At 73.0% G+C, this 21,195-nt stretch carries 13 protein-coding genes and 1 pseudogene; 5 read left to right on the forward strand and 9 right to left on the reverse strand.

Annotated elements, in window-relative coordinates; all coding sequences use genetic code 11:
- Positions 1–335: 335 nt before the first annotated feature.
- The gene (locus ACZ4Z2_RS23940; RefSeq protein WP_468078693.1) at positions 336–659 is read left to right on the forward strand and encodes a DUF397 domain-containing protein; all 324 of its coding nucleotides are present in this window, start codon (positions 336–338) and stop codon (positions 657–659) included.
- A gap of 202 nt (positions 660–861) precedes the next feature.
- Here ACZ4Z2_RS23940 and mycP read toward each other — a convergent pair whose 3' ends face one another.
- On the reverse strand, positions 862–2,115 hold the full coding sequence (gene mycP, locus ACZ4Z2_RS23945; protein ID WP_468078809.1) for a type VII secretion-associated serine protease mycosin: 1,254 nt from the start codon (positions 2,113–2,115) through the stop codon (positions 862–864).
- 157 nt (positions 2,116–2,272) lie between these two features.
- Positions 2,273–3,811, reverse strand: coding sequence for a type VII secretion protein EccB (eccB, locus tag ACZ4Z2_RS23950; RefSeq protein ID WP_468078694.1), 1,539 nt, complete (start codon positions 3,809–3,811; stop codon positions 2,273–2,275).
- Between the two features lie 175 nt (positions 3,812–3,986).
- On the opposite strand from eccB, the gene eccE reads away from it, so the two are divergent.
- The 4 genes and pseudogenes from eccE (at position 3,987) to ACZ4Z2_RS23970 (ending at position 10,311) form a co-directional block, all read left to right on the forward strand.
- The gene (gene eccE / locus ACZ4Z2_RS23955; RefSeq protein ID WP_468078695.1) at positions 3,987–5,339 is read left to right on the forward strand and encodes a type VII secretion protein EccE; all 1,353 of its coding nucleotides are present in this window, start codon (positions 3,987–3,989) and stop codon (positions 5,337–5,339) included.
- A 32-nt stretch (positions 5,340–5,371) separates the two neighbouring features.
- Positions 5,372–6,226: a hypothetical protein gene (locus ACZ4Z2_RS23960; RefSeq protein WP_468078696.1), complete on the forward strand. Its 855-nt coding sequence runs from the start codon at positions 5,372–5,374 to the stop codon at positions 6,224–6,226.
- Between the two features lie 329 nt (positions 6,227–6,555).
- Positions 6,556–6,684, forward strand: a pseudogene (locus tag ACZ4Z2_RS23965) (SCO5717 family growth-regulating ATPase); the annotation flags it as partial.
- Positions 6,685–7,290: 606 nt separating this feature from the next.
- Entirely contained in the window at positions 7,291–10,311 is a 3,021-nt protein-coding gene (locus ACZ4Z2_RS23970) for a MinD/ParA family ATP-binding protein (RefSeq protein WP_468078810.1), read from the forward strand.
- A 79-nt stretch (positions 10,312–10,390) separates the two neighbouring features.
- On the opposite strand, the gene ACZ4Z2_RS23975 is transcribed toward ACZ4Z2_RS23970, so the two are convergent.
- The 7 genes from ACZ4Z2_RS23975 to ACZ4Z2_RS24005 form a co-directional block, all read right to left on the reverse strand.
- A complete protein-coding gene (locus ACZ4Z2_RS23975) occupies positions 10,391–11,344 on the reverse strand; it encodes a bifunctional riboflavin kinase/FAD synthetase (RefSeq protein ID WP_468078697.1) in 954 nt (317 codons plus the stop codon).
- Positions 11,345–11,471: 127 nt separating this feature from the next.
- Positions 11,472–15,239 (reverse strand): trypsin-like peptidase domain-containing protein, encoded by a 3,768-nt coding sequence (locus tag ACZ4Z2_RS23980; protein ID WP_468078698.1) that lies wholly within the window; start codon positions 15,237–15,239, stop codon positions 11,472–11,474.
- Between the two features lie 245 nt (positions 15,240–15,484).
- Positions 15,485–16,399, reverse strand: coding sequence for a tRNA pseudouridine(55) synthase TruB (gene truB / locus ACZ4Z2_RS23985; RefSeq protein WP_468078699.1), 915 nt, complete (start codon positions 16,397–16,399; stop codon positions 15,485–15,487).
- Positions 16,396–16,842, reverse strand: coding sequence for a 30S ribosome-binding factor RbfA (rbfA, locus tag ACZ4Z2_RS23990; RefSeq protein ID WP_468078700.1), 447 nt, complete (start codon positions 16,840–16,842; stop codon positions 16,396–16,398). Before rbfA ends, truB begins: the two co-directional genes overlap by 4 nt.
- 84 nt (positions 16,843–16,926) lie before the next feature.
- Positions 16,927–17,220 (reverse strand): DUF503 domain-containing protein, encoded by a 294-nt coding sequence (locus ACZ4Z2_RS23995; RefSeq protein ID WP_055543214.1) that lies wholly within the window; start codon positions 17,218–17,220, stop codon positions 16,927–16,929.
- Between the two features lie 410 nt (positions 17,221–17,630).
- Positions 17,631–20,702, reverse strand: coding sequence for a translation initiation factor IF-2 (gene infB, locus ACZ4Z2_RS24000; RefSeq protein ID WP_468078701.1), 3,072 nt, complete (start codon positions 20,700–20,702; stop codon positions 17,631–17,633).
- A gap of 147 nt (positions 20,703–20,849) precedes the next feature.
- Positions 20,850–21,128 carry a YlxR family protein gene (locus tag ACZ4Z2_RS24005; RefSeq protein WP_468078702.1) on the reverse strand — a complete coding sequence of 93 codons (279 nt, stop codon included), beginning with the start codon at positions 21,126–21,128 and terminating at the stop codon, positions 20,850–20,852.
- Positions 21,129–21,195: the final 67 nt, after the last annotated feature.

Below are 21,195 nucleotides of genomic sequence, written 5' to 3' on the forward strand. Positions count from 1 at the left end.
TATCGACCGCCGCGACGCGTCCATCGAGGCCGGACGCCCAGATGGTCCAGGCGGGCAAGAATCACCGCGAACGCCACGCGACGCGCGGCCACAGCGTCACACCGCCCCCGTGCCGTACCACCCACGTGATTCCGCATGTGATACCGCATGCCACTTTAGTCACTTGACGTGATGCTTCCAACTGCAAAGGGTCGACAGGGCAGTTCAGACGAGGATGGAGGTGCGAATCGCGGAGGGTGACCCGTTCCTGTTTCGTCTGTCGGTCACAGGTGTGTCACCGCGCAAGTACTGTGAGTCCGTAGTTGGTTCGTACGTCGGGAAGGGACCGCGCCGTCATGGCCGATGGGCTGGACAAGGACGCCGAGAAGGAACTCAGGGAACGTAAGGAGCGCGAGAAGGACGAGTTGTACGCGCTCGACATCTCGGGGGTGGAGTGGCACAGCGCGCCCGGCACCGAGGAGCACGAGGAGCGGGTGGAGATCGCCTACCTGCCCGGGGGTGCCGTGGCCATGAGGTCCTCCCTCGACCCGGACACCGTCCTGCGGTACACCGAGGCCGAGTGGCGTGCCTTCGTACTCGGTGCGCGGGACGGGGAGTTCGACCTGGAGCCGACTCCTCACAACGGCGGGCTCGACCACCTCGGTGAGGCGAGGGGTTAAGGGGTCGAGGCCTCTCCTGCCTCTGCAGCCCGCCGGGCCCGGTGCTCGATGCGCGTCGGGCCCGGCCGGTCATCTCACGCATCGGTCCCCCGGTGCCGACGGCGGCTCACGCGTCGGTCCCCCGGTGCCGACGGCAGCTCACGCGTCGGTCCCCCGGTGCCGACGGCAGCTCACGCGTCGGTCCCCCGGTGCCGACGGCGGCTCACGCGTCGGTCCCCCGGTGCCGACGGCGGCGTAGATCGCGGAGTACGACGGCCGTGCCGGCGATGACCGTGACCACGGCGGCGGTGAGGCCGAGGACGTACGTGGCGTAGCGCTCGTCGCGTTCGTGCGGGGTCTCTGCGAGCGAGAAACGGGCGGTGTCGGGGGCCGGGGCCTTGGAGACGCCGGGGTCGGGGGTGGGTGAGGAGGGCGGATCGGCGAGGTCGGAGTCCTGGACGGCACGCACCGGGTCGACGATGCCCCAGCCGACGAAGTTGTCGTGGCCGTTGACGGCGCGTTCGGCGGTCTGTTCGATCTGGGTCACGATCTGGGCGGTCGTCCAGTCCGGGCGCTTCTCCTTGAGGAGCGCGGCGACTCCGGCGACGAACGGGGCGGAGAAGCTGGTGCCGTTGTCGGTGCACTGGCCGCCGCCCGGGACTGTGGACACGATGTCGACACCGGGGGCCGCTACGCCCACGAACTCTCCCGCCTGGGAGAAGGAGGCCCGTTCGTTGTTGCGGTCGGAGGACGCCACCGCGAGGACGCCGGGGAAGGCGGCCGGGTAGGTGTTCTTGTACGTGCCGTCGAGGCCGTCGTTGCCCGCAGAGGCGACCACGACGACTTTCCGGGCGATGGCGGCGCGCACCGCCTGCGCGAGCCGGGACGTGCCGGACAGGGGTTTCGTCGTGTCCTGGGAGATGTTGATGACGTCCGCGCCCTGGGCCACGGCGTACGTGATCGCCTCCGCCATGGAGTCCGAGTCGCCGCTGTTCTCGGCGTCGTTCTGGCGGATCGGGATGATCGTGGCGTTGGGTGCGAGGCCCACGAAGCCGGTGTCGTCGTGTGGCCGGGCCGCGATGATGCCCGCGACCTTCGTGCCGTGGCCCTCCCGGTCGTTCGTCGGATCGGCGCCCTTGCCCTTGGCCAGGAAGTCGCGTCCGGCCGCCTTGTCGACGGCCCCCTTCAGCTGCGGGTTCCTGTCGTCCACCCCGGTGTCGATGACCGCGACCCGGACACCCTTGCCCTTGTCGGTGCCCTGCCACAGCTCGTCGAGGAGCACCCGCTGCAACGCCCAGGGGGTGCCCTTGACCGGCTTGGCGGGGAACGTGCACTCACCGCTGCCGTCCAACCGCACGGGGGGCGCCACCGCGGCGGGCGGGCCGAGTCCGGGCCCAGCCGACTCGGTCACCGCGCCGGACAGGCCGACCGGCCCGGAATCGGGCGGTGCGGTGGTGCTCAGCACGGCCAAGGGCATGGCCAGGAGCACGGCCGCCGCGGCCGGCAGGGTTGTCTTCTTCGGCGACACCTGTACGTCGCTCCTGTCCTTCTGTCGTGTGAAGCCGCTGCGAGGGGGGGTGCGTCGCGGGTGTGGTACGTCGCGGGCACGCGGTGCGATGGGGACGGGGTCGCCCTCAGGAGCCCTGCGGCTGGCGTGCGCTGTTGGTGTCGAGTCGAGGGCCCTTGGCCAGGAACTCCGACCAGACCAGCGGGACCTTCGCCGGGCGGACGTTCTGGTAACCGAGCTTCACCTGGGCCTCGCTCGGCTCCGGCGTACCGTCCGACGTCTTCTGCTTGCCGTCCGCGCCGACGCCTGACCGCTCGCTGTCGCTGTCCCCGTTCGCCTGGACGGCGTACCTCAGGCCGGTGTCCGTCACCAGGAAGAGCGAACCCGAGTCGCTGTCGGTGCCCTGGATCTGCGTGTAGAGGAGTCCCGTTCCCGGGGTGACGTACGTGCTCGTGCCGCCCTCGGCGATCTCGGCGGGGTACTCGGTGCCCGCCCAGGTCTGCAGGGTGGTGTCGTTGTCCTCGTCCACGTCCCGCAGGACGCTGCACACGGTGTTGCGGCCGGAGTCCGCGGAGGCCGAGTTGACCATGGTGGCGCGCCGCGTCGGCCAGTTGTCCGGCTGGCCGGCGAAGGAGGCTGTGTCAGCGGTGAAGTCCTGGAGGCCCACCCGGGCGGCCTCGCTGTTCATGTTGAGGACGGCGGTCCTCGGCGAGTTGATCAGCAGCCAGGCGGTGAACTCGCTGACGGGCTTCACCTGGCCCGGCAGTACGACGTGGTACTTCTCGCCCGAGCCCGTCCGTGTCACGAGCACCATGCCGACCCGGTTCTCGTCGTCGGAGAGCTGGCCCTGGACACCGGCCGGGGAGCCGACGCCGGAGGGGAGTTCGGGGAACGAGATCGGATCGCCCTTGTGCAGGGTGTCGATCCATTCCTTCGTGACGAGCTGTGGCTGCTGGGAGCCCACGAGCGCCTCCGTCAGCTTCCTGTCGTCCGCTTCCGTGGCCGCGACCGGCACGGGGTACGCCTTCCCCGCGGCGTCCACCAGATAGCGGTCCCCGGCGCGGGTCCTGACGTACAACACCTCGCCGCCGGAGAGGCGTTCGGAGCCGTCCGTCCTCTTCAGGTCCCGGTCGGCGAGGACGAAGGTCGCCTCCTGGACCGTGCTTCCCTTGCCGCCGGGCTGCTCGCACACCGCCCACCGCTTGGCCTTGCCCGCCTCGTCGGCGGTCGGCAGCCGGTCGGGGGCGTAGGGGATGCCGAGGATCGGGCCGCGGGGCGGCTTGCCCGAGTCGAGGATCTTGTCGCTGATCTGGACGACCTGGTAGTCGGCGCCGTTCATGAGCAGCCGGGCGGAGGCCAGGTTGAGGACGGGGTGCAGGCGGGTCGTCCCGTCCGTCTTGAGGACGACGTAGCGCGTCGTGGACTGCTTGCCCACGATGACCCGGGTTCCGGGCTGGTTCCAGTCCTTGGGGGCGGTGGGCTGGAACATCCCCCAGGCCCCGAAGACGCCCAGAGTGACGGCGCCCGCGATCAGGCTGGGCACGACGGCCCGCAGCGGCTTGGGGGCCCCTTCCTCCGAACCCCAGGGGGACGGCTGGAGAAAGGCCGCGAGCGTACGTCGCTTCGCGAACGTGTAGGCGTTGAGTTCGTCCCGCCGTGATGCCATGAGTGCCTGCTTCTCCCCGTACCGCGTCCCGGGGGCGACGCCCCCGCCCTCCGCTGTGAGACCGGCCCCCACTATGCCCGTTGAACCCGTGCGCTTGTGGGGCGGGTAGGGTTCGTCCCACATCGAGGCCGCTGCCGAGTGGGGCGTTTCAGGTGACTACGGGGGGTTTGCAGCAATGGCTTCCGCAAGCCGGACGCGATCACGGTCGCGTACACAAGCGGCCGACCCGCGTTCCGCTCATGCCGCTCGTACCGCTCCTTCCGTCGCCCCCTCGGTCCCGCCCGCGGTGACGGCGCCTTCTCCCAGTCCGTTCGCACCGCATCTCAAGGCGGGGTCCGGGCACTTCGGGGCGTTCCGGTTGCAGCAGTTGCTGCTGGTCGAGGCGGCCGCCGCGGTCCTGCTCGTCGGTTGGGCGGTGCACCCTCTCGTTCTCGTGCCCGCGGTCGTCGTCGCGATCGTGCTCGTGCTGCTCGCCGTCGTACGTCGCAGGGGGCGCTCGCTGCCCGAATGGCTGGCCACAGCACGGGCGTTGAAGTCACGGCAGCGCAAGGCGGCCGAGACGGTGATACCGCCCGGGACCGAGCCGGGACTCGCGCCGGCGGTCGAGTGCGACCCGACGCTGCGCACCTACGCGTTCGGCGGACGGGACCGGCGCGCTGTCGGGATCATCGGAGACGGCACGTTCGTCAGCGCGGTGTTGCAGGTCGAGGCGGACGCGACGGCGTTGCGAGCCGACCGGAGCCGACAGCCCTTGCCGCTGGGCCTGGTGCGGGACGCGCTGGACGTGGACGGGATCCGGCTGGAGGGGGCGCAGATCGTGCTGCACACCCAACCGGCGCCCGCGATCCAGTTGCCCCAGCAGTCGGTGGCCGTCAGCAACTACGCGCCGCTCCAGGCCCAGACGGGTACGCCGGCCATTCGGATCACCTGGATCGCACTGAAGCTCGACCCGGAACTCTGCCCGGAGGCCGTGGCGGCGCGCGGCGGCGGTCTCCTGGGTGCGCAGAAGTGTGTGGTGCGGGTCGCGGACCATCTGGCCAGCCGACTGACCGGCGCCGGGTTCCGTACGACCGTGCTGGACGAGCAGGAGTTGATAGCCGCCGTCGCCACTTCTGCCTGCGCCAATCCCCTCGTGACGGCCGAGGCGGGACGTACGGAGACTCCGCAGCGGCGGACCGAGGAGTCGGGGCGCAGCTGGCGGTGCGACAACCGCCGACACACGACGTACTGGGTGCGACATTGGCCGCAGTTGGGCGGTCGGGGTCCGCTGCTTCCGCAGCTTGTGGGGCAGTTGACGGCCGTGCCCGCGCTCGCGACCACGTTCAGTCTGACCGTGACGCGCGGCGTGCGGCAGGAGGTGACGGTCACCGGGCATGTGCGGGTGACCGGCCGCAGTGACGACGAACTCGTCGCGGCACGGCGGTCGTTGGAGCAGGCGGCCCGGCAGGCCGGGACCGGCCTCGCGCGGCTCGACCGTGAACAGCTGCCGGGTGTCCTCGCCACTCTGCCCCTGGGAGGTGTCCGCTGATGAGCATGGCCGGTACGAATACGAGTACGGGTATGGGTACGGGTCCCTACGCAGCCCCCGGTTCCAGCGCCGCCGCCCCCGGTTCCGCCGGTCCCGCTTCCGCCGGTCCCGGTCCCGTGGGGCCCGTCCCGGCCGCCGCCGGCTCCGTCGCGCCGGAGCCGTCCCTCGGCGGGCGGATGCGCGAGCGGCTGCGTTCCGGGTTCGGGCTGATCGGGCCCCGGCACGGGCGGCACGCTCTGTCGGTCGAGCAGTTCGACTCGCTCGCGTTGCCCGTGGGGGACGACGGCGTCGTCATCGGCGTCGACGCCGAGAGTCGTCCCGCGGTCCTCGGCATCAATCGTCCGACCCCCTACGACGTCGTCCTGATCGGCGGGCTCTGGACCGCCCAGGTGCTCGCCCTGCGCGCGGCGGCCACCGGCGCGCGGGTCGCCGTGGAGACCGGGCGGGCGCAGTCCTGGATGCAGTTGGTGCACGCCATGGGTGGTGGTCAGAACGGTCTGGCCGTGTACGACGTCGGGCGGGTGCCGCCGCAGGGCGCGTCGGCCGCCGGGCCCGTGCTGGTCGTGCGTGACTGCGGTATGCGGCCGCCACGCGGTCGGGTCGTCGCCGGTCCCTGGCAGTCCGTACTGACGCTGCTGCCGTACCTCAGCCCGGTGGCTCCCCGCCTCATCCGGCAGGCCCGACTCGTCGGCGCCCAGCGGGTGTCTCCTGACGAGGCGGCGGAGTTGGGGCGCACCATGGGCCTGCCCCGGGCGGCCGTCGAGTCGTTGCCGACGCTCGCCGACGGTGTCACCCTCTGGAGCGCCGACCGTGACCTGCAGTACGTGATGACCCAGCCGACCGACGCCGAGATCGGGTTGCTGGGTACGCCTCGGCGAATGGACTGACAGATACAGCCCCGAAGGGGTCCGGGGGCGTGGACTGACGGATACGGCGACAGCGGCGTTCCAGTCCCGTAACCGTTCGGTCGCCTTACCCTTTCGAGTCGTTCACCCACAACCGTCGGTTCGCTGGCAATCGTTGGGGATATGTGCGTCATCTCAGGGCAGGCCGTGACGCTGCGGGCGGATGCGGAGCGGGTGACGGGCCTGCCGTGGTGACGCCGGTGGTGATTAGGCTGGGACCGGGGCGCACATCACGACGATACGGCTCGAACAACCAGAACGGTCGGCCCCCGGCACGGCTTTGAGGGTGCCCGACCACACCAGGAGGAATTGTGAACAGCGATCGGAACGGGATCCGCGGGGGCTGGGCCACACCCGGCGATGACCAGTCCGACGCGGAGTCCGCCGTCGAGGCGACGGGCGAGTTCACCATCGATTACGCCCCGCCTGCCTGGTACACGCAGAACGCCTCGCCGCAAGGGACCGGTTCGGACCCGGGGTCCGGGACGGGGACGAACGTGGGGGCCGGTGCGGGTGCCGATGCCAGTGCCGGTGCGAGTGCGGGTGCTGGTGCGGGAGGAGCCGCTCCGGCGGCCGGGCCAGTGACACCTCCGCAGGCCCCACCGGTCGGGCCGCCCGTGAGCATGGCGCGTACGGCGTCGGACGGCGCCTCTCCCCCGCCATGGCCCCCGGTGGCCGCAGCACCCATGCCTGGCCCGGCTCCCGCGCAAGCACCCACTCCTCTTCCCACTCCCGCACCTGCTCCGGCCGACATCGACAGCGGTGACATCGACAGCGGTGACATCGACAGCGGCGCCACCATGCGGATCTCCGCCGCCGCGCTGAAGCGTGACATCGCGGGGGTGGCCACGCCTGGGGAGGTCGCTGCCGCTGCGCCCGGTGGGGCGGCGGAGGCTGCCTCGGACGCGAACGTGGTCGTCGAGGGGGCTTCGGGCACCGGTGCGGATGCCGGTGCCGCTGCTGGTTCCGGTGGTGCGGCGCTGGCCGGGGACGCGGGTGCTGGTGCGGAAGCACCCGAGGTCCAAGCCGAGGCTGAGGCTGAGGGTATGACGGTCATCGGCGCTGGTGACCTGGATGGTGACCGTGGCGCCGAGGGAACCGCGGAGAGCGGTTCGGGGGCCGACGGTTCGGTGGGCGCTGCCCAGGCCCAGGGCCAGGAGGGTGCCACCAACGGAGCCGGGGGCGACGCCGAACCAACCGACGCGGTGGAGGGCCAGTCCGAACCGGGTGATGTGAGCGCCGAGGGCTCGGCAGGTGCCGACGCGTCCGGCGGGGATGGCCCGAGCGGAGAGAACGCCGAGGCTGCGACGGCCTCTGAGGTGCCCGGCGAAGCGGGGGGCGCGGAGGGCGAGCAGCCTGGTGCCGCCGTTGCCTCGGAGGCCGCCGGAGAGGCCGAGCCGGGGAACGCCGCCGCTCCGCAGGACGCCGCCCCGCAGGTGCCCAGCCCTGGCGCCGGCGAGCCCGCCACCACCACCCCTGTCATCGCGAACGCCGAGGGCACGACCCCGCAGGACGCACCGCCCTCGTCCGCCTCGCCGGACGTCTCCGGTGTCGTACCGCAGGCTCCTCCCGCATGGACTCCCCCGCCGGCCCCGCAGGGCGGGCTGCCGCCGCTGCCGCCCGCGTACCAGCCCGCCGCGCCCACACCGGCCGGGCAGTGGCCCGCGTCCGCGCCGTCGGGCCCGGCCGCGCAGGCGTTCCCGGAGACCCCGGATCCCGCGCAGTCGGCGGCCCCGCAGCAGCCGATCCACCCGCAGGCCCCGCAGGGTGCGCCCGCGGCGTGGGGCGACACGGCTGGTACCACGCCGGAAGCAGCCGGTGCGCCGGGCACGCCTGCCGCACCTGGGACACCGGCCGCGCCAGGAGCACCGGCTACCCCTGGCACACCGGCCGCGCGCGGAGCACCGGCTACCCCTGGCACACCGGGCACGCCTGGTGCCCCGGCGGCGCAAGGGACGCCTGCCGTTCCGGGGATGCCTGGGACCCCGGGTGCTCCGGGCGCTCCGGGCGCCTTTGGCACGCCAACGCCCCCGCAGGCCCCGAACGACGCACCGCCTCCGGCGGGTTACGGCTTCCCGCAGCCCCCGGCCCACCCCGGCCAGCCTGCCCAGCCCGCCCCCGGTTACGGCTTCCCCCAGCCTCCGGCCCACCCCGGCCACCCCGGCCACCCCGGCCACCCCGGCCACCCCGGCCACCCCGGCCACCCCGGCCAGGTTGCCGCCGGATACGGCTTCCCGCAGCCCCCGGCCCACCCCGGCCAGCCCGGCCACCCCGGCACCCCCGCGGCCCCGACGCCCCCGGCGCAGCCCGTGCCCGGATACGGCTTCCCGCCCGCGGCCTCCACGCCCCCGCAGGCGCCGGTCCCTCAGCAGGGCGGCGGTTACGGCTTCCCCCAGCCCCAGCAGGCCCAGGCCCAGCCGGGCACCCCGAACACCCCCGGCGGCGCCGGCGACCCCGGCAACCAGAACACCCCCGGCGCCCCGGCGGCCACGCCCACCCCGAACACTCCGCAGCCCCCGGCCCCGCCCGCCGGCTACGGCTTCCCGCACCCCGGCACGCCCACCCCCGGCGGCCCCGACGCCACCGGCACTCCCGGCGTGCCCAACCAGCCCCACGGCCCCGCCCAGCCGCACGCCCCGATCCCCGGTCAGCCCGGTCAGCCCGGTCCGGCAGGCTACGGCTTCCCGCAGCCCCCGGCCCAGCCCGGCGCCCCGGGTCACCCCGGTCAGCCCCAAGCCCACGCGGGCAACCCGGCCGCACCCGGCGCCCCCGTCGACCCCCGTACCGGCGCCGCCTGGCCGCAGGCCGTCCAGCACGATCAGCGGCAGCCGACCAACCCCGGTGTCGCGCCGCTCGGTTACACGGCGGCGGTGGAGCTGTCCTCCGACCGGTTGCTCAACAGCAAGAAGCAGAAGGCGAAGAGCAGCCGGTCGGCGTCCGGCGGTGGACTGTTCAAGCTCGGCGGCAAGAAGGAGGAGGCCGAGCGGCAGCGGAAGCTGGAACTCATCAGGACCCCCGTCCTGTCCTGCTACCGCATCGCGGTCATCAGCCTCAAGGGCGGCGTCGGCAAGACCACGACCACCACCGCCCTCGGCTCCACGCTCGCCAGCGAACGGCAGGACAAGATCCTCGCGATCGACGCCAACCCGGACGCGGGCACCCTCGGCCGCCGGGTCCGCCGCGAGACCGGCGCCACCATCCGCGACCTCGTCCAGGCGATCCCGTACCTCAACTCGTACATGGACATCCGGCGGTTCACCTCCCAGGCCCCGTCCGGGCTGGAGATCATCGCCAACGACGTCGACCCGGCCGTCTCCACCACGTTCAACGACGAGGACTACCGGCGTGCGATCGACGTGCTCGGCAAGCAGTACCCGATCATCCTGACCGACTCGGGCACGGGTCTGCTGTACAGCGCGATGCGCGGGGTGCTGGACCTCGCCGACCAGCTCATCATCATCTCGACGCCGTCCGTCGACGGCGCCAGCAGCGCCAGTACGACACTGGACTGGCTCTCCGCGCACGGATACCAGGACCTGGTGGCCCGCTCCATCACGGTCATCTCGGGTGTGCGCGAGACCGGCAAGATGATCAAGGTGGAGGACATCGTCCACCACTTCGAGACGCGCTGCCGCGGCGTCGTGGTCGTGCCGTTCGACGAACACCTGGCGGCCGGCGCGGAGTTGGACCTCGACATGATGCGCCCCAAGGTGCGGGACGCGTACTTCACGCTCGCCGCGATGGTCGCCGAGGACATCGCCCGGCACCAGCAGTCGCACGGCCTGTGGACGTCCGACGGCAACCCGCCTCCGGTGGCCGCCCCGCCGCTGCCGGGCCAGCCCGTCCCGGGCCAGCCGTACCCGCCGCAGCAGGGCCGGCCCTATCCCGGACAGCCGTACCCCGGTCAGCCCTACCCGGGCCAGGCCCCCCAGCCGGGCCAACCTCCCCAGACCCACCCCGGCCAGCCCCACCCCGGGCAGCCGCTCTACGGCCACCCGGCTCCCGGCCAGCCGTACCCGCCCCAGCAGGGGCAGACCCCGCCGCCCACCGCGCCCCCGCAGCAGTAGCGGGAGCAGGTTCAGGGGCAGACCGGAGCAACGGAAAGGCCCGTACCGTCCTCGACGGTACGGGCCTTTCCGTATGCGGCTACTGGCCTTCGTACGCCGCGATCAGCTCACGGCACTTCTTCACGTCCTCCGCCATCGCCACGAGCAGCGCCTCCAGCGACTCGAACTTCGCCTGCCCCCGCACGAACGCGAGGAAGTCGACGGCGACATGGAGCCCGTACAGATCGAGGCCGACCCGGTCGATCGCGTATGCCTCGACCGTGCGCTCGGTGCCGTCGAACTGCGGATTCGTGCCGACGGAGATCGCGGCCGGCATGGCCTCGCCGTCGACGTGCAGCCACCCGGCGTAGACGCCGTCCGCGGGGATGGCGGTGTGCGGGAGGGTCTCGACGTTGGCCGTGGGGAAGCCCAGCTCACGGCCGCGCTGGGCGCCGCGTACGACGACGCCCTCGACCCGGTGGGGGCGCCCCAGGATCTCGTGTGCGCCCTCGACGTCGCCCTCGCCGATCAGCCGTCGGGTGAGGGTGGACGAGAAGGGCTCGCCGCCGCCCGCCTCACCGGTGACGTACAGGTCGACGACCTCCACGTCGAAGTCGTACGTCTTGCCCTGCTCGGCGAGGAACACCACGTCACCGGCGGCCTTGTGGCCGAAGCGGAAGTTGGGGCCCTCGACGACGGCCTTGGCGTGCAGCTTGTCGACCAGGACCTTGACCACGAAGTCGGCCGGCGACAGCCGCGAGAACTCCGTCGTGAAGGGCAGCACCAGCACCGCGTCCACGCCCAGCTGGGCCATCAGTTCGGCGCGGCGGTGGTGCGGGGCGAGCAGCGGCGGGTGGGTGCCGGGGCGCACGACCTCGCTGGGGTGCGGGTCGAAGGTGACGACGACGGAGGGGACGCCCAGCTCGCGGGCGCGTTCCACGGCGTGCCGGAGGATCAGCTGGTGCCCGCGGTGCACCCCGTCGTAGGAGCCGATGGTGACGACGCTGCGCCCCCAGTCCTCGGGGATGTCCTCCAAGCCACGCCAGCGCTGCACTGTGACCGCTCCTTGTCGAACCTGTGTCCGTGGTTGCCTCTACGCAGGTCTAAGGGTGCCATGCCCGCGGGCGTCGGCCCGCATCGGCATCCGGCCTGTGACCCGGAGCACGGTGGAGTCACCCCCATCAGGCGGGCACCCGCACCCCCGGTTCACCCGCCAGGTTCTCGATCATCCGGCGGGTGCTCGGCCCCACCACGGCGGCCCATTCCTGCGGTGTACCGCTGAGCCAGCCCGCCACCAGCTCCGCGAAGCCGGGGATGTGGCGGGCGAGGTCGACGAGCGCCCAGTCGAAACGGGTCGCCCCTTCGGGCGTACGGACGAGGAGCAGGCCGACCCGGTGCACCAGCTCCCTGGTGTCCGCGGCGTCCGCCTCGGTGGTGCCGCCGGTGGCCACGCGGGAGGCGGCGACGGCCCGCAGCAGCGCGTCCAGGACGGACGGGTCGCGCTCGGTCGCGAGCAGCAGGTCGAGGAACTCGCGGCGCAGCGGCCCGGAGGAGACGGTCCCGGGTTCGGCGAACACGGCCGCGAGCGCCGCCCGCACCTGGACGGGCCCGTCGACGATGAGCGCGCTGATCAGCGGGAACAGCACGGCCCGGGTCCCCGGACCATGCTCCAGCCGACGCTCGACGTACGCGGCCGCGTGCCCGGCGGTGTCCGGGCGCAGTTCGACGATCTCCCGGACGAGGCCGCTGACGCGCCGGGCCAGGGCGGGGGTGGTGATCTCGGCGAGGGTGCGCAGGGCCGCGCCGTCGGCGCCGGGTGCCCGCAGCCGGGTGCGGAAGGCGTCGAGCACCGGGCCGGGGTGGCTGGGCAGGGCGGCCACCAGCGCGCTCGCGGGCAGCCGTGGATCGCCCGCCGCGAACCGCTCCAGCGCCTGCGGCAGATACCGGTCCCTGGTGCCCGGGTCGCGGACGAGCAGTGCGAGCGCCCCGCTGTGCAGGGTGAGGTCGGCGGGGCGGGCCAGCAGGGTGAGGGCGGCGTGGCGGAGCAGCTCGCGGTCGGCGTCCGTCCGCGCGTGGGGCGCCGTCCGCAGCGCGTACGACAGCGCCGCCACCCGGCGCGCCGGTCGCTCGTCGCGCGCCCACCGGTCCACGGCCCGGCACACGGCCGGCGGCTCCTCCTCGGCCAGTACGGCGAGCAGCTCGTCCCCGCGCCGGTGCGCACTGTCGACGAGCACCTCCGTGAGGTCGTCGAGGGCACTGTGCCGATGGGTGTGCAGCAGCGCCTGCGCGGCCGTGGCCACGGTCGCGTCGGGTGTGGCGACCAGCGGGGTGTCGTCGTGGAACCAGCGGGTCAGATGCGGTTGCACAGCGGTGGGGTCGGCGGCGAGGAGGCGGGAGACCGTGTCCAGGTAGCGGATGCCCTGGCCGGTGGCCGGGTCGGCGACGACAAGGTGTCGCAGCAGGTCGAACCGTTCCGGCTCGGGCAGCGGCAGCGCCTGCCAGAAGCCGGGACCGAACTCCTCGGGTACGCCCCGGCCCTGGGTGCGCCAGGCCCCGATCCGCTCGGCGAGGAACCGCAGGACCCTGGTGTACGGCGTCGCGTCGGGCACCCTCAGCAGGACGTCGGCGAGGAGGTGGGTGGCCCACCAGGTCGGGTCGTCGGGTGCCGTACGGCCCGGCGGCAGCAGCGCGTCCAGGGCGTCCAGCAACTCCTCCAGCCGTCCGGCCAGTTCGGTCGGCCCCTGTTGACGGCCGAGCAGCAGCAGGGCGTGGACGACGGGGCCGATGCGGTGCCGGGGCACGGGGAGGTTGCGGGTGGCCCGGCGTGCCTGGCGCCGGACGCGTGCCTCCGAGGGCATCGTGCCCCAGCCGCGGCGGGCCTCGGCCTGCGCGATCCAGCCCCGGTGCACCAGCGCGTGCAGGGCGGCGTCGAGGTCCAGATGGGCGCCCTGGATCCAGTCGGCCAGCTCCTCGTGCGCGAAGCGGTAGCCCTCGCCCGCCGGGACGAGCAGCCCTTCGGTGAGCACGGCCGAGGCCCAGCCGGTGGTACCGCCGAGCCGCCGACCCGGCACGGGGCCCCAGGGGAACACCGCCTCGAACGCGGCCCGGTCCAGCTCGCCCTGCCCGGGCCCGAGACACCGCCGCGCCGCCTCGTGCACCTGCCCGGAGACCTGCGCCGCCAGCCGCCGTACGGCCGTCCCGCGCATCCCGTTGGCCGCGGCGAGCCGTACGGCGATGCGCAGGCACATCAGGTCGAGATAGGCACCGAGCACGTCGTGCCGGTCCGGCACCCGAGCCCTCCCCACCTGCCGGGAGCCACCCGGTGCTCCCCCGTTCGCGCTCCCGCTCGCGGGTTCGGCCGGGTCGGGCGGTCCGGCGAAGGCGCCATCCTCGCCGGGCCGCCCGGCGCCCCGCTCCGGCAGCGCCGCCCGTACCTCCGACAGGAGGCGCAGGGTGAGCGGATGCCGGGCGTCGGCTGCCGCGAGCGCTCCTTCCGGGATCCCGTACCGCAGCCGTGCCCGCCGTGCCTCGCCGTCGGTCAGCTCACCGAGCCGTACGCACGGCGGCAGGTACCTCCCCTCTCCCCCGGGCCCGCTCCCGTGGAGCGCCTCCGCCGGGAACTGCGCCCCCGCCTGCTCCCAGTACTCGGCGCGGCACGCCACCACGAGCCGCGCCCCGTTCGCCCGCAGCCACGCGACCGTCCCCTCGGTCCACTCGGCCAGCCGGTGCGCGAGGGCGGGCGGCATCTCCTCGGGCCCGTCGAGCAGCAGCACCAACGGCCGCCCCTCCTCCGCCGCGAGCCGGGCGAGCCGCTCGGGCCGGATTTCCCCCAAGGCGCCGTCGTACCGCCCGCCCGGCACCGCCTGCTCGGCCACGGAACCGAACAGTTCGCCCGACCCCGCGAAGGAGCCGGCGGACGTGGCGGACGCGGCCGACGCAGTGGACGCGGCGACGATCCGCCCCGCCCGTTCCAGCGACCGTCGTGCCGCGTCGGCCACCGATGTGTCGTCGGCGAGGAGGTCGGCGCCGCGGAGCCACAGGGTGGGCGTGGGCTCGGGCTCACGGGCACGTCGGGCGGCCAGCGCGGCGAGGGCGGTCGTACGACCGCTGCCGGGCGCTCCGACGAGGCCGAGGACGGCGGCGGGGCCGTCGGTGAAGCCGGCGAACTCCCTGCTGACATCGGCACGTTCGACGGGTTCGGCGGGGACCGCCGTGGTGGGCCCGGCCAGTGGCCGGGGCCCGTCGGACCCCACGGTGGTGGCGGTCAGCTCCAGTACTCCCGCGAGATTCAGGTCGGTGCCGTAGGCCGGGACGGTCGCCGCGTTGCGCGCGAGGAGGTCGGCCAGCGGTTGTTCGGCCCGCCAACCGCGCAGGGGCACGGCGAAGCCGGTGGACCGGTGGGGTGCCTCCAGCGCGGTGCCGAGGACGCCCACCACCGCACCGGTGGTCATGTCGAGCACGGGCCCGCCGGCCGCTCCCCCGCCCGGCCGCAGCGCCTCGCTGCCCGCCGTCCCGATCGCCAACTCCAGGGCGCCGGGCAGGAGGTGGAAACCGTCCGTCGCGGTGTAGGTGACGTCCGCAGTGCCCAGTACCCGTGCCTCGCGCCAGCCGCCGGCGGCGATGCGGACATAGGCGCCGACCTCGACCTCGTGGCACAGCGAGAAGGGCAGCGGGTCGACGCGGAGCCCCTCGGCGCGGATCAGCGCGAGATCGAGGGCGGGCAGCGGGGTCACCGCGTCCGAGGTCACCACGCGGGTGCGGTCCCCGGTGGTGTGCAGCACGATTCGGGCCAGCCCGTCCACCGCCTCGTGGCTGGTGACGACCGTGCCGTGGTGATCGGCCACGAAGCCCGTGCCGCGCGGCCGTCCCGCCGGATCGGCGACCCGCACCAGGACCTCGTCCCGCGCGGCCCGGCCGTCTCCCGTCGACCGACGGCCCCGTACCGCCATCCCTGACCTCCCCGTCGTACCTCTGTTCCGACGGTAGGCAAGCGAAGATCAGCAGGACAGGCCGCTCGGCGAACGCGCCCCCTTCCGCTCCCTCGGTTCACTCCGAGCGCCTGCACGAAGGGGTGAATAGAGGTGGGCGGGTGGATACACCTCTGGGTGGGGGAACCGAGGGGGGACCGTGGAGCGGCGGGAACAGCGAACCCCGTGACCGTCGCTCCACGCTCACCGGAAGGCGCGCCCGGGCCTCAGCCGAAGACGGCCAGGCTCTTGGCCTTGCCCTTCAGGTTCTCCACCAGGGCCAGGAAGCGGCCGTCGGCGTCGAAGACCGCGACGGGACCGGCGCCCGCGTACTCCTCGGGCATCTCCAGCCGCACACCGTTCAGCAGGAGCCGGGCCCGCCTGGTGTCCACGTCCCAGCGGGGGAACGCGGCGGCGGCCGCCTCCGCGATCGGCATCACGGTCAGCTCCTCCTGGAGCTGGTCGAGGGTCCGGGCCGAGTCCAGCTTGTACGGCCCGACACGGGTCCGGCGCAGCGCGGTGAGGTGGCCGCCGACACCGAGGCCGGCGCCCAGGTCGCGGGCGAGGGCCCGGATGTACGTCCCGGACGAGCACACCACCGACACCACCAGGTCGAGGACGGGGGTGCCGTCCTCGGCGACGGCGTCGCGGATGTCGTACACGGCGAAGGAGGAGATGGTGACGGGCCGGGCGGGGATGTCGAAGTCCTCGCCGTCCCGGGCCCGCTTGTACGAGCGGACCCCGTTGATCTTGATGGCGCTGACCTTGGACGGCACCTGCATGATGTCGCCGGTCAGCTTGGCGATCCCGGCGTCGACGGCGTCGCGGGTGACCTTCGACGCGTCGACCGACGCCGTGATCTCGCCCTCGGCGTCGTCGGTGACGGTGGTCTGCCCGAGCCGGATGGTGCCCAGGTACTCCTTCTCGGTGAGCGCGAGATGGCCGAGGAGCTTGGTGGCCTTCTCCACACCGAGGACGAGCACGCCGGTGGCCATGGGGTCCAGGGTGCCCGCGTGCCCGACCCGGCGGGTCCGGGCGATGCCGCGCATCTTGGCGACGACGTCGTGCGAAGTGAAGCCCGACGGCTTGTCGACGATGACAAGTCCGTCGGGCGTGGTGCTCTTCTGGCGCTGCTGGGTCATTCGGCGGCGTCGTCCTCGTCGTCGCCCGGCTTCTTGTACGGGTCGGCGTCACCGGCGTACTTCGCGCCCGAGGCGCTCTCGCGCACCTTGGCGTCCGAGGTACGCGCCTTGTCGAGGAGGTCCTCGATGGTGCGGACGGTGTCCGGGAGGGCGTCGGCCACGAAGGTGAGGGTCGGCGTGAACTTCACGCCCGCGGCCCGGCCGACCTCGGAGCGGAGGATGCCCTTGGCGCTCTCCAGTCCGGCGGCGGCCGCCGCCCGCTCCTCCTCGTCCCCGTACACCGTGTAGAAGACGGTCGCCTCCCGCAGGTCCCCGGTGACCCGGGTGTCCGTGATGGTGACGTGGGAGCCGAGCCGCGGGTCCTTGATCCCGCGCAGCAGCTTCTGGGCCACCACCTCTCGGATGAGGTCCGCCAGCCTCTTGGCGCGCGCGTTGTCGGCCACTGGTCCGTCTCCTAGCTTGTTCTGCGTTGCCGCTGTTTCTTGAATTGTCCCCGCGATCCGACTCGGTCCGGCGCCACGACCGGACTAGTCGTCGTCGCCGTGCAGCCGTCGTCTGACCGAGAGCAGTTCCACCTCGGGACGACCGGCGACCAGCCGCTCGCACCGGTCCAGTACGTCCGTCAGGTGCCCCGTGTCACCCGAGACCACCGCCAGCCCGATAACGGCCCGGCGGTGCAGATCCATATGGTCGACCTCCGCCACGCTCACCGCGAACTTCCGCTGGAGCTCGGCCACGATCGGGCGGACGACGGAGCGCTTCTCCTTCAGCGACCGTACGTCGCCGAGCAGGAGGTCGAAGGACAGAGTCCCCACGTACATGTGTGTAGCCGGTTAACCCGCCGGGCCGGGGTAGATGGCCTGCGCCGTGTCCGGGCAGGAACATCTGAACCGTACCCCGAACCTGCGGTGTGACTCGACGGGATATCGGGCGCCCAGGGGGTCGGGGGGTGCGGATCCTTCGGCGAGGTGCGGGTGGGTGGGGGTTGTTCGCGCAGTTCCCCGCGCCCCTGAAGGCTTGGGCCTGCGGCCCGCCTTCATATGAAAAGCACAGGGCGCAGCCCGTGCTTTTCACGGGCGCGGGGAACTGCGCGACAAGCCACATCCGACCGGCAGTCTCACGACAACCGATCCACCCCCTCCAAAGAAGGGGGCCCGGGGGCCGCAGCCCTCGGAAAACGGCCACACCGGCCGGCGGTGCCATCGCACCCCCGGCCGGCATGAACCTCGGCTTACGCCCGCGGCTTCTCCCGCATCTCGTACGTCGCGATGACGTCGTCCACCTTGATGTCGTTGAAGTTTCCGAGGTTGATACCACCCTCGAAGCCCTCGCGGATCTCGGTGACGTCGTCCTTGAAGCGACGCAGACCCTCGATGTTGAGGTTCTCCGCGACGACCTTGCCGTCGCGGATGAGGCGGGCCTTGGTGTTCCGCTTGACCTCGCCGGAGCGGATGAGAACACCCGCGATGTTGCCCAGCTTGGACGACTTGAAGACCTCGCGGATCTCCGCCGTACCGAGCTCGACCTCTTCGTACTCCGGCTTGAGCATGCCCTTGAGGGCCGCCTCGATCTCCTCGATCGCCTGGTAGATGACCGAGTAGTAGCGGACGTCCACACCCTCGCGCTCGGCCATCTGCTGCGCACGCCCGGCGGCGCGCACGTTGAAGCCGATCACGATGGCGTCGGAGCCCATCGCCAGGTCGATGTCGGACTCCGTGACCGCACCGACACCGCGGTGCAGGACGCGGATGTCGACCTCTTCGCCGACGTCCAGCTGGAGCAGGGAGGACTCCAGGGCCTCGACGGAACCAGAAGCGTCACCCTTGATGATGAGGTTGAGCTGCTGGACCTCGCCGGCCTTGAGCACCTTGTCCAGGTCCTCGAGCGAGACGCGGCGCGTGCGCTTGGCGAACGCGGCGTTGCGCTCACGGGCGGCGCGCTTCTCGGCGATCTGACGGGCCGTACGGTCCTCGTCCACGACGATGAAGTTGTCGCCCGCACCCGGGACGTTGGTGAGACCCAGGACCTGCACCGGCGTCGACGGGCCCGCTTCGAGCACGTTGTTGCCGTTGTCGTCGTGCATGGCACGGACGCGGCCGTACGCGTCGCCGACCACCATCGTGTCGCCGACCCGCAGCGTGCCTCGCTGGACGAGGACCGTCGCCACCGCACCACGGCCGCGGTCGAGGCGGGACTCGATGGAGATGCCCTGCGCGTCCTGCTTCGGGTTGGCCCGCAGGTCGAGCGAGGCGTCGGCGGTCAGGATGACCGCTTCCAGCAGCGAGTCGATGTGCAGACCCTGCTTGGCGGAGATGTCGACGAACATCGTGTCGCCGCCGTACTCCTCAGCCACCAGGCCGTACTCGGTCAGCTGACCGCGCACCTTCGTCGGGTCCGCGCCCTCGACGTCGATCTTGTTGACCGCGACGACGATCGGGACGTCGGCCGCCTTGGCGTGGTTGAGCGCCTCGACCGTCTGCGGCATGACGCCGTCGTTGGCCGCGACGACCAGGATCGCGATGTCCGTCGACCGGGCACCACGGGCACGCATGGCGGTGAACGCCTCGTGACCCGGGGTGTCGATGAAGGTGATCTTGCGCTCTTCGTCGTTGACCTCGGTCGCCACCTGGTAGGCACCGATGTGCTGGGTGATGCCGCCGGCCTCGCCCGCGATGACGTTCGTCTTGCGGATGGCGTCGAGCAGTCGGGTCTTACCGTGGTCGACGTGACCCATGACGGTGACGACCGGCGGGCGGACGACCAGGTCGTCCTCGTCGCCCTCGTCCTCGCCGAACTCCAGGTCGAAGGACTCGAGCAGCTCGCGGTCCTCCTCCTCCGGGCTGACGATCTGAACCGTGTAGTTCATCTCGTCGGCGAGGAGCTGGAGCGTCTCGTCGGAGACGGACTGGGTCGCGGTGACCATCTCGCCGAGGTTCATCATGACCGCGACGAGCGACGCCGGGTTGGCGTTGATCTTCTCCGCGAAGTCGGTGAGCGACGCACCGCGCGACAGGCGAATGGACTCGCCGTTGCCGCGAGGCAGCATCACGCCGCCGACCGACGGGGCCTGCATGGCCTCGTACTCCTGGCGCCTCTGCCGCTTCGACTTGCGACCGCGACGCGCCGGACCGCCGGGACGGCCGAAGGCGCCCTGCGTGCCACCACGGGCACCCGGACCACCGGGACGACCGCCGAAGCCGGGACGACCGCCGCCGCCCGCACCCGGACCACCGGGACGACCGGCGAAACCGCCGCCACCACCGGGAGCACCGGGACGACCGGCGAAACCGCCACCGCCGCCACCGGGACGACCGGCGAAGCCGCCGCCGCCCGGACGACCACCGCCGCCACCGGGACGACCGCCGCCACCGGGACCACGGCCGCCGGGACCGCCACCACCGGGGCGCGGGCCGGCAGCGGGACGCTGCGGCATCATGCCGGGGTTCGGACGCGGGCCGCCGGGGCCGCCGCCGGGACGGGGACCGCCCTGCGGACGGGGCATGCCACCGGGCGTCGGACGGGGACCGCCCGGAGCCTGGGGACGCGGACCGCCACCGGCCGCACCCTGCGGACGGGGGGCCTGGCCGGGAGCCTGCGGACGCGGGCCGGGGGCACCGGGGCCACCGGGACGCGGCGCACCGCCGGGACGGGGCGCCTGCGGGCGGCCCATGCCGGTGGAGCCACCGGAGGTGAAGGGGTTGTTACCCGGACGCGGACCGGCCGGACGGGAACCGCCGGGCTTGGGCGCACCGGCGCCGCCGGGACGCTGACCGCCGGGGCGGGGCGCCTGGCGCTCGCCGCGCTCCTGGCCGGGGCCGGCCGGACGCTGCTGGCCACCGGGGCGCGGGGCACCGGGGCCGGGACGGGCGCCCGGACGCGGGGACGGGGCGGCCGGGGCCGACGGGGGCGCCTGGAACTCGGGCACGCTCGGGGCCGGGGAGGCCGGAGCGGGCTTCGGCGTCGGCGGCTTCGGGCCGGGCACGGGGCGCGGACCCGGGGCCGGCGCCGCGGGCCTCTCCGCGGCGGGCGGCTTCGGAGCCGCCGGACCCGGACGCGGGGCGGCCGGACGGGCGGCCTGCGCGGGAGAGGGGGCCGCCGGACGGGCCGGGGCGGCCTTGCGCGGGGCGGGCTTGCCGCCACCGCTGCCCTGCTGGAGGGCGTCAGTCAGCTTGCGTACTACAGGCGCCTCGATCGTCGAGGACGCCGAACGGACGAATTCACCGAGCTCTTGGAGCTTGGCCATGACGACCTTGCTCTCAACCCCGAACTCCTTGGCGAGTTCGTATACCCGGACCTTAGCCACTTCGCTCCTTTTAGGTCCGGGTTGACGCCGGACCGTCGCTACTTCATGGGCGTACTCATCGCGTGCTCATCGAGTGCTCATCGCAATCTCGACCTACTTCCAACTCGCGGGGTACCAGGGCCGCACGGAGGTTCCATGCGACGCTTCTTACTGTGTTGCCTGCTCGACGGTGCGGCGCAACGCCACGGTGTCGAGCGGTCCCGGGGCGCGGAGCGCCCGCGGGAACGCCCGGCGGCGAACCGCCAGGTCGAGACAGACCAGGGCGGGGTGGATGTACGCACCCCGGCCGGGCAGCGTACCGCGATGATCGGGGACGCATTCGTCCTCGATCGCCACGACGCGCAGCAGGTCGGTCTTGGCCGCTCGCTGCCTGCACCCCACACAGGTGCGCTCAGGGCATGCGCGGGCACGCGTCCGGCCAGACACTGCTAAGTCTACCTCCCCGCACCGACCTCACCCCTGCGGGGCAAGAATCGAACGGTTGTTGTCGTGA

Source organism: Streptomyces sp. NPDC030183 (genome assembly GCF_055573455.1).